General features: G+C 41.5%; 9 protein-coding genes. 3 read left to right on the top strand and 6 right to left on the bottom strand.

The window, feature by feature from the left end:
* Nucleotide 1: 1 nt before the first annotated feature.
* Nucleotides 2–1,303 (top strand): PTS sugar transporter subunit IIC, encoded by a 1,302-nt coding sequence (locus AC4J95_RS10330; protein ID WP_494549822.1) that lies wholly within the window; start codon nucleotides 2–4, stop codon nucleotides 1,301–1,303.
* 146 nt (nucleotides 1,304–1,449) lie between these two features.
* Here the strand turns inward: AC4J95_RS10330 and AC4J95_RS10335 are convergent, their stop codons facing one another.
* Together AC4J95_RS10335 and AC4J95_RS10340 are read right to left on the bottom strand one after the other, a co-directional pair.
* Nucleotides 1,450–2,595, bottom strand: a complete 1,146-nt coding sequence (locus AC4J95_RS10335; protein WP_494549823.1) for a Fic family protein — start codon at nucleotides 2,593–2,595, stop codon at nucleotides 1,450–1,452.
* A 397-nt stretch (nucleotides 2,596–2,992) separates the two neighbouring features.
* A complete protein-coding gene (locus AC4J95_RS10340) occupies nucleotides 2,993–3,727 on the bottom strand; it encodes a hypothetical protein (protein WP_494549824.1) in 735 nt (244 codons plus the stop codon).
* Between the two features lie 421 nt (nucleotides 3,728–4,148).
* On the opposite strand from AC4J95_RS10340, the gene AC4J95_RS10345 reads away from it, so the two are divergent.
* Nucleotides 4,149–4,424 (top strand): cupin domain-containing protein, encoded by a 276-nt coding sequence (locus AC4J95_RS10345; RefSeq protein WP_494549825.1) that lies wholly within the window; start codon nucleotides 4,149–4,151, stop codon nucleotides 4,422–4,424.
* 181 nt (nucleotides 4,425–4,605) lie between these two features.
* On the opposite strand, the gene AC4J95_RS10350 is transcribed toward AC4J95_RS10345, so the two are convergent.
* From AC4J95_RS10350 to AC4J95_RS10360, 3 genes are read right to left on the bottom strand one after another with little or no spacing between them, the layout of a single operon-like run.
* Entirely contained in the window at nucleotides 4,606–5,409 is an 804-nt protein-coding gene (locus tag AC4J95_RS10350) for an MBL fold metallo-hydrolase (RefSeq protein ID WP_494549826.1), read from the bottom strand.
* Nucleotides 5,387–6,220, bottom strand: a complete 834-nt coding sequence (locus AC4J95_RS10355) for a ChbG/HpnK family deacetylase (RefSeq protein ID WP_494549827.1) — start codon at nucleotides 6,218–6,220, stop codon at nucleotides 5,387–5,389. Before AC4J95_RS10355 ends, AC4J95_RS10350 begins: the two co-directional genes overlap by 23 nt.
* 12 nt (nucleotides 6,221–6,232) lie before the next feature.
* Nucleotides 6,233–7,639, bottom strand: coding sequence for a PTS transporter subunit EIIC (locus tag AC4J95_RS10360; protein WP_494549828.1), 1,407 nt, complete (start codon nucleotides 7,637–7,639; stop codon nucleotides 6,233–6,235).
* 190 nt (nucleotides 7,640–7,829) lie between these two features.
* Between AC4J95_RS10360 and AC4J95_RS10365 the strand changes: the two genes are divergently transcribed.
* A complete protein-coding gene (locus AC4J95_RS10365; RefSeq protein WP_494549829.1) occupies nucleotides 7,830–8,549 on the top strand; it encodes a GntR family transcriptional regulator in 720 nt (239 codons plus the stop codon).
* 53 nt (nucleotides 8,550–8,602) lie between these two features.
* On the opposite strand, the gene AC4J95_RS10370 is transcribed toward AC4J95_RS10365, so the two are convergent.
* A partial coding sequence (locus AC4J95_RS10370; RefSeq protein WP_494549830.1) for an alpha/beta hydrolase occupies nucleotides 8,603–8,902 on the bottom strand: 300 nt, incomplete at its 5' end.

Here is an 8,902-nt window from a genome sequence, read left to right on the forward strand (position 1 = left end):
CATGGAAAATTCTACGGTCATAACAAAGCTTAATGATATGCTTAGCCCCTTTGCCGCAAAAATCGGGAATCAGCGTCATCTTAAAGCAATCTCCAGCGGGATGATGTTCGGGCTGCCCTTTATTGTTATCGGGTCATTTTTCCTGATTTTTGCGAATCCGCCGATTAACATGGATCAATACAATCCAGCCACGGCCAATTTTTTTATGAAATTCATGGCTGGCTGGAAGGATTTTTCGGTAGCCAATTATGATTTGATCACCGCCCCATACAATTTGACCATGGGGATCATCGGACTGATCAGCGTTTTCGGAATCGCCTTCTCACTTGCTAACGAATATAAGATCAATCCAGCCATGAATGGGATGGTGGCCTCTGTCATCTTCCTAATGGTCTGTACACCTGTTACAGAAGGGAACATCAACCTAAATTATCTGGGGACAAATGGTCTGTTCGTGGCAATCATTATTGGACTGCTCGTGGTGGAAGTGAATCGGATTTTTGAACAAAAAAATATCAAATTAAAATTGCCGGATACCGTACCGCCTATGGTCGCCACCTTTATCAACACGCTCGTTCCACTATTAACGAATATTATCCTCTTTTACGGGGTCAATCTGATCTTCTTAGTAACAACGAAAAAGATTTTTCCCGAAACGGTGATGGACATTCTGACACCAGCTACGAATATCGCTGGAAGTCTCGGCGGCTTCTTGCTGATCGTTACCTTAGGGAATGTCTTATGGTTGTTCGGTATTAATGGCTCATCGATCATTTTCCCCATCGTCTTTACTTTGGGAATGGCACAGACTGGATTGAATGCTGAACAGATGTCTAACGGAGAAACGATGACTCACCTGATGAATCTGCAAATGTTTCGGATTTCGGTTTTAGGCGGAGCGGGCGGAACTCTGGGCTTAGTAATCTTGATGATGCGAAGTAAAGTCTCAGAATATCGCACGATTGGAAAGCTGTCTCTGATCCCCGGTATCTGTTCGATCAATGAACCCGTCATCTTTGGACTGCCAATCGTTTTTAATCCGATTTTAGCCATTCCATTTTTGATCACACCGATTGTTTCTTTGCTGCTGACGTATTTCGCTCAAAGTATCGGCTTGATTGGAGCAGGATTCATTGTTGATCCCTCCTTCACCCCGTTCTTTGCGCAAGCGTACCTTTCGAGTATGGATTGGCGCAACATTGTCTTTTATATCGCCTTGATCCTACTTAGTGCCGTCATCTATTATCCCTTCTTCAAGGTTATGGAAAATAATAAGACCAAGCTGGTGGATGAAGAGCTGTAAGTAGAGAAAGAACAAAGTGACTCTACTGAAAAGTCAAAAAAGAGTAGTGGCCTGAATTTCTTCAGCCGCTACTCTTTACTGTATAATCTCGATTCAAGATTTCTAAGTTATTCTCATCTCCTATTCGTTACAGAAAATAAAAATACCTACACCAACGTATCATCTTCCAAAATCTCCAAGTATTTCTTATAGCTAAATACTCTATTCCTTTTCCCTCGCGATGTTTGAACGACTATTTCTAAGTCTTCTAGTTGTTTAATCGCTTTATTGATCGTAACAAACCCTAGGTCGAAATAATCAGCTAATCCGTTGACAGTCACTAAAGGCTGGCTCAATAAAAACTCATAGATATTTTTGACAGTATCCGACCTGTAATGTTGATCAGCGATTTTTCCGCGATCGACTTCAATTAATTTAGAAAGCTGTTCAATTTTATTCGCTGCATTCTTCGCAGTGTGTGTGACTACTTCCAAAAAGAAATGTATCCATTGCTCATAATTCCCGGTAGTTCTTACAGCCATCATTCGATCATAATACTCGTACTGGTTTCGTTTTAGTTCGAGACTGATGTACAGAATAGGCGCCTGAATAATCTCTTTTTCCAATAGAAATAAAATGATTAAAAGTCTTCCTACACGCCCATTTCCGTCTAAAAATGGATGGATCGTTTCAAATTGGTAATGAATCAACCCTGCTTGTATCAGAGGATGCAAAGTATCAGAACAATGCATATATTTCTCTAACTCATTTAATGCATTGTCCATTTCTAGTACAGTCGGTGGAACATACCTTGCCGTTGCTATGGTGCTTCCTTGAGGACCGATCCAATTTTGAGAATGTCTAAACTCCCCAGGATTTTTTTCTTGTCCTCTAACTCCTGACATTAACTTTTTATGGATTTCCCGTAAAAATCTACATGAGAGCGGTAATTCTTTCTGCAATTCTAACGCATAATTAGTCGCCGCTATGTAATTAACGATCTCTTCAACATCTACCAATTTCTCTGCATTCTCAGCTATCTCGGGATCCAGTATATCTTCTAAAGTAGCCTGTGTTCCTTCAATTTGTGAAGATAGAACTGCTTCCTTTCTGACGTACTGATAAAGAAATATTGACATATCAGGGATCAATTCACTCAACATATTCAATCGGCCCAAGGCTTCCATAGCGTCTGCCAAAGAAGTGCTTACCTCATTCATGTCCAATTTGGGATTAGGAGGTAAAGGGGCTGGTGAAAAATAGTTATAAGAATGTTTTTCATTGGTTTCAACAAAATTACCTGATCTTCCCATTTCACCATCTCCTTACTATAATAAGAAATAAAAACCCGATCCATATTATACTTAAATACATCTTAAATATAATATGCAAAAAATATCGAGTTCTTATTATACAATATACTGTCTAAAGTATAACATGTATACCTTTTATTCTCTATATTATAGATAGCGATCGTCTCTTTTCAATAAAAAAACTGATTACCTTGGTTAATTCGACACCTGAGATGTTTTTCGCTCACCATTGTATTACCCATTGATTGAAGATTAGAATGGACAAAGACTTGAACATACTTCCTTTGCTAAATACCATTCAATCAGATTAAAGATGATTAAATTAGGAAGTGTGTAATTCTTTTGAGCACACAAAAAACACTCTTCCAATGAAAAGTGTTTAAAGAAAAATTGATACTTAATAAATAAAGCCTGAATAATGCTTTCTATTCTCATCCTTAATCTCTTTACTAAACAACTGATTATTACTATCGAGTTCAAAAATTTCTCCTAGTGACAGGTTAATATGATCCGTATTCTCGGATTCTTCAATCAAATTCTGCTTGTTCAATGTTGGGAAAAATCCTACTTTATTATAAGCCTTCTCTACAAATCTTTGGGCATCCCTTTCAGGTGAAACATAGAGTCGCTCGTTAAAAGAAACCAACGTTGCATCATTGCAAAATAGTTGTTTCCAAGTTTGCTTCCACTTTAGTAGAAATTCTTCAAATAAATGAGCTTGAAGTTCTTCACTAGCATTTTCAATTTCCGCCTTTAAAAAAACTGACTCCAAAGTTGCCCATCGATTTATCACATTCCCCGTATCATTTACGATTTCATTATGAAATTCTGTATTAAATATACGCTCATATAATCCTTTTGCAAAAGAGTAATTCTCTATTGTACTTTCTGCAATAGCATCAGCTGTATAAATAAAATCATGATCAAAATCACCTGTATGACCTAATACCATAAACACTGGAACAGTATCATAATTCAAATCTTCATCTTCTTCTGAGGACAAATTTTTGTCTACATAAAAGGTAGCGCTGAATTGAAAAAGTGGATCGCTTAAGTCCACTGATGCAGAAGGAAGAAAAATTGACAGTGCTACATGACTATCCTCTGTTTCATAAACGTCTAATATATCCATATAAATACTCCTTTTTATCAGATATTCTGACTCTATATTAATCCTATATCTGTTGATTATATTCAAATTATACCAAACGTATGTTCGTTTTTCTATAAAATTTTTTTAATTATTACTCTCCCTTTCTGAAAATAAAATCAGTACTGCTTTTTTGGGCAACACCGAATAATTGTTTTATTCAAAACTCAACCTTAATTCATTCTTGTTACAAAATCCGAAATCTTACTAATTCTAGCTGCTCCATCATCAATATCTTGTTCTGCGCTTTTCACTTTAACTTTTCTTGAATCGCTAAAAATTGAAGGCACTTTAACAATCCATCACACAACAGCTTCTCACACATCATTGAACACAGAAACTCGCACTGATACAATTACCCTCAACCAAAGCCTAAAACACCAATCTCAAGGAGGTTAAACCAATGATCGACAAGCTAAATCTAAAGAATGAAGTAAACTCAATTCCAGAGCTTTTCCAATATCTCAAGGTCGGCACATTAAACAACCACATGCTCAATGTTCTCCAAGCTGAAAACCGCACACTTGATTTCCATGTACACGAGGATTCTGACGAACTATTTTATTGCATCGAAGCGAAATTTGATATCGAGTTTGATGATGGGCTGACGCATCTGGTGGAGGGTGATTTTATCATTATTCCCAAAGGCGTACGACATCGCCCTGTTTGCTTTAGTTAAATGTCTCTTGTTAGAAATTGAGGGAACCTTGGATAAAAGTAATACTGGCGGGACTTGTGAGGATTAGTTTGCCATATTGGTGCCCTAGTCAGAAAGCAAAAAAGACCAGCATTTCAAATCAAGGTTAGATCTGGAATGCTGGTCTATATCTGTTTCATTGGAAAAAATGTATCCCTCCGACTTAAATCTTTCGACTCTTCATCAGCTTTTCACTTGTATAAGAAATCGTCGCCTTTCCTTTTGAGTGGAACTGGATCTCATCTGATCCCTGTTCTGCGGGATTCTTCTTCGTCATTTGCTTTCCTAGTTCGATCAGTTCATCGGCACAGGCTATATAGGCATCGATCCATTCGACTGAGAGGGGCGCTTGCTGATGACCGGGATATAGCTGATAGTCAGATGAAGTCGCTGAGCGCAGGTTTGTCAGGCTTTGTTTGTAGGTCTCGATACTTGTTGATTCGGGAAAATGCATGAGCACACCCATTTCACAGACCATGTCGCCGGTGTAGATGGTCTTTTTTGCTTCCTCAATCAGGGAGACGCCGCCTTGAGTATGGCCGGGATTCTCAATGACCTTGAGCACTCGTCCGCCCAGATCAATAAACATCCCATCTATTAGCGGCTGTAATTCGACCGCCTGATTGATCGGCTGCTTCATTAGTTCCTCGTCAGGTTTTCCCTTAAAAAATTCTCTACGGAAATCAGTAGAGGAATGCAGGCGATAGAGCTCGAAGTCTTTCGGATGGAGCATAATTTCTTCGAATTGCTGATCGTTACCGATATGGTCGATATGTCCATAGGTATGGAGGACGACGATCGGCTTATCGGTCAAGGAGGCCGCAAAGTCCCGTAATGTCTCTGATTTGAGACCGGTATCAAGCAATGCCGCCTTGTCTTCACCAGCTAGGAGATAATTGTGGGTGGAGCCTTGTCCTTCTCCTCGTGTGATCAGCCACGTATCCTTATCCAGTTCTTTTGCCTTCACTCTTAATGCCCTCCAATCTGTTTTTCGTCAGATTTTTTTCCGCATATTCGTAAGATATTCGCATAATCTCGTGCTCCTCACACCACTCATCTAATACGCCGGACATCAACAGCTCATATTCATTGGCGCGATACTTCCCGACTTGGCCGATGGCGGATCGATCATTCGCAAAGGACACCCCTTCGCGACTTGGTAGCATTGGATGCATCAAAGCCAAACGATAGTCCTCTGTTAAGCCACTTAGCCAATCGGTCCAGAGCCTAAAGCCGACTTCTGGCGTGGCAAAGCTGTGAGGTCCTAAGCTTTGTCTCAATTCGTACCAATCTAGATGATTGATTAGACCCTTTTGCTTGGTCCAGTCCTTCAGAACAGGGATCAGCTCAGAATAGAACAGCTCCGGCATCATATGGGTATCGAAATAGCTGATGGGTAACCCCAGCTTCGTAAGATAATCCAGTTGGGAATTGAATTCCTTTATGACCTCATCAGGTTCGATCTTCTGCCCAGGCAGACCGAATTCGGGAGGAAAGGTGCCGTCTGCCATGATCAATGACGGTATCTGACGCGCCTCTGTCATTGGAAACCACTTTAAGTAGCGCCATTCGGATGTGAGTGTTCCGTGCAGTCCGATGGAAAAGTCTCGCTTCGACAAAGAGCGCAACAGCTCCGCTCCTGCCTCCATCATAGGACCAACCGCCATACAGGACACATTTTTAATGTAGTTTTTCTCCTTCAGTGCTTGATAGATCGCCTGATTTGAAGCGTTGCTTGATCCGAAATCATCGGATCGTGTGATTAGTTTTGAGATCATTCCGTTCACTACCTATTCAAAAATTTCTTGTTCTTTTTCCTTAAATCCAAATACCCAGACCAATACAAAGGTCACGATAAAGGCGATACTGCAGCCAATAATGGCATTGGTCAGATTGGCAGAGTCTTCATGGATGAAGCCGGCTAAAATGAAAATGTTTGAACCGGTCAGCGCATAGGCCTTCACATGCATGAAGCCCATATACAACGCCCCGCAGAAAGCACCGATCGCCTGTGCCACAAAGGGCTTCACATAAGGGATCATCACCCCATAAAGAGTCGGCTCAGCCACCCCGCCGATCGTCTGCAAAACGAAGCTGGAAAAGCCCAAGCTGCGATTCGTCGGCTGCCTCGCCTTTGAAGCAAAAGCCAACGCTGCCGCAGCGATGGAGATGACTACTGGCGCCACCGCCACAAAAACGACCTCATCATAGCCATTCGCCGTAAGTGTAACTAATACCGCCATATTGATAGCATGATGCATTCCGGTCACGATCAGCAAGGCAAACACAGCGGCGATCAACCCGATCCCGAATGGACCAAATACTTGATGCGTCCATAGCAAGAAGGCGCTGATGTAATTTCCGAGAATACTGCCTAAAGGACCCAAGACGACTAGCGCCAAAAGAACCATAACAAGAACGGTCAGGACTGGCACAAAAATCATTTTGAAGCTGCTGGGAACATATTTGTCAAAGAACCGTTCTACATAAGACATGACCCACACGATTAAAATGATCGGAATGACGGTACTTGCATAATTCACTGGTGTGATGGGCAGACCGTAAACACTAAGTGCAGTCCCATTGGTCACACTCTCCACAAAGGCTGGAGAGATCAGCACACTCCCCATCAAGATTCCTAGAATCGGATTAGCTTTGAATTTCTTGGCACTGGTATAGCCTAGGATCACGGGCAAGAAATAGAAGCCAGCATCTCCGACAAAGTTCAAGACTTGATAAGTACCGCTCTTATCCGAAAGTAGGCCAAACAGACTCGGACCCAACAGCATCAGGAACATCTTGATCATCCCGGCGCAAATGATGGCCGGTAAAGCTGGCGTGATGCTTCCTACCAACGCATCTAAAATACTGCTGCCGATTGTTTTTGGTGACATTTTTTTCTTCGGCGAACTGGTCTCTTCTGAAGTAATCGCAGCACTTTTATTTTCCTCGTCAATGTGCAGTTGCTCAAAGACCGTCCCGACAGCGGGACCGATGATCACCTGATATTGGTCGCCGGATTTTTGAAATCCTAAAGTTCCCGGAATATGCTTGATTTTATCGAGATCCACCTTACTGTCATCCTTCAAAATGAAGCGTAAACGTGTCACACAATGAAAGACTGATTGAATATTCTCTGTTCCGCCAATTGCCGCTAAAGTTTGCTCCGCAATTTGCTTTGCCTGTTTTTCGTCCATTCTTTGTTCCTCCTCCATACAGCTTGCATAATACAATAGAATTCGAGCTAACGTTAGAAACCCCTTACACGTATTATATATTTGTTTAAACAAATTTTCAATAGTAGTTTAATCTTTTCTTATAAAAAATTTGTTCAAACATATTTAGCTAATATGCTATAATCACTATATCGTATAAGGGGGTTTTTGGATGGCTGCTAATAAATTTTCTGAAATATACCTACAGCTGAAAGAGGAAGTCCGCGAAGGGATTTACAACGACACGCTATTGCTGCCGACCGAATTGGAGCTGGTCGAGCGCTTCAAGACCAGCCGCAATACCATTCGCCGAGCCATCGCTCAGCTGAATGACGAAGGCTTAGTCTATAGCGTCAAGGGTCGCGGTGTCGTCGTACTGGAGACATCTAAAGTGGACAAGGTTTTTTTCAAAACAGGGAACTTTCATGGGCTCAAGGAGCTTTCAAATTATAATGAGATCAGTACCTCTTCAAAGCTGATCGATTTTCAAGAACTAACGGTCTCGGAAGAGCTTGCCAAGAAGATCTCTTTCAATGAGGGCGAGCGTATCTATAAAATCAGTCGGCTAAGGATCATTAATGAGAAGTCCATGATGTATGATACCAGCTACTTTAAAAAGCTTTATTTAGGTCCTATCACAGCCGAAATCGCGGAGGGCTCGATCTACGAATATATTGATACCCAGCTTGATTTCAAAATCGCGGCTTCCAAATCGATCATGAAGGTCGTCTCGGCAGTAGAGGCTGATTTTGAAAATTTGGACCTTGGAGAGAATAATTGCGTCGGTGAGATCGAAAATATCGCTTATACCGACAGCGGTCGCTTGTTCGAGCACACCTTTATCCGCTATATTCCGAATGAATATGTGATGGTCTCGTTTGCGCAACGGTAAAATGGACCTAATTGAAAAAGACAATTACGTAAGCTCGTAACTGTCTTTTTTTATTATTCGTTTTCTAGAAACGCGACTATTTTCGCCATGCTCTCCTTCGTACACTCGCGGCTGTAATCCACCATGAATCCATGGACTGCATCCTCTCGCGTCCGATCAAAAAAGACTTCCGTCACAGGCACCTTGTTTTCCTTCAGCCGCTCAGAAAATCTCAGCGTCTGCGACTCGTGCAGCCCATCGATTGCTCCTGATAACAGGATCGTACGAGGAAAGTCCTCATTCACATAGTAAAACGGAGAAGCCTCTATCATGAGTTCCCGATCCTTCTGGTCGTCCATCGTGCCTAGGAATGA

The sequence above is a fragment of the Enterococcus sp. GPZ-007 genome (assembly GCF_059374735.1).

What these genes read in the sequence shown, in the direction of transcription:
- AC4J95_RS10360 (WP_494549828.1), bottom strand. Translation starts at nt 7,639, where the DNA reads ATGGACGAAAAACAGGCAAAGCAAATTGCGGAGCAAACTTTAGCGGCA.
- AC4J95_RS10335 (WP_494549823.1), bottom strand. Translation starts at nt 2,595, where the DNA reads ATGGGAAGATCAGGTAATTTTGTTGAAACCAATGAAAAACATTCTTAT.
- AC4J95_RS10340 (WP_494549824.1), bottom strand. Translation starts at nt 3,727, where the DNA reads ATGGATATATTAGACGTTTATGAAACAGAGGATAGTCATGTAGCACTG.
- AC4J95_RS10365 (WP_494549829.1), top strand. Translation starts at nt 7,830, where the DNA reads ATGGCTGCTAATAAATTTTCTGAAATATACCTACAGCTGAAAGAGGAA.
- AC4J95_RS10345 (WP_494549825.1), top strand. Translation starts at nt 4,149, where the DNA reads ATGATCGACAAGCTAAATCTAAAGAATGAAGTAAACTCAATTCCAGAG.
- AC4J95_RS10355 (WP_494549827.1), bottom strand. Translation starts at nt 6,220, where the DNA reads ATGATCTCAAAACTAATCACACGATCCGATGATTTCGGATCAAGCAAC.
- AC4J95_RS10330 (WP_494549822.1), top strand. Translation starts at nt 2, where the DNA reads ATGGAAAATTCTACGGTCATAACAAAGCTTAATGATATGCTTAGCCCC.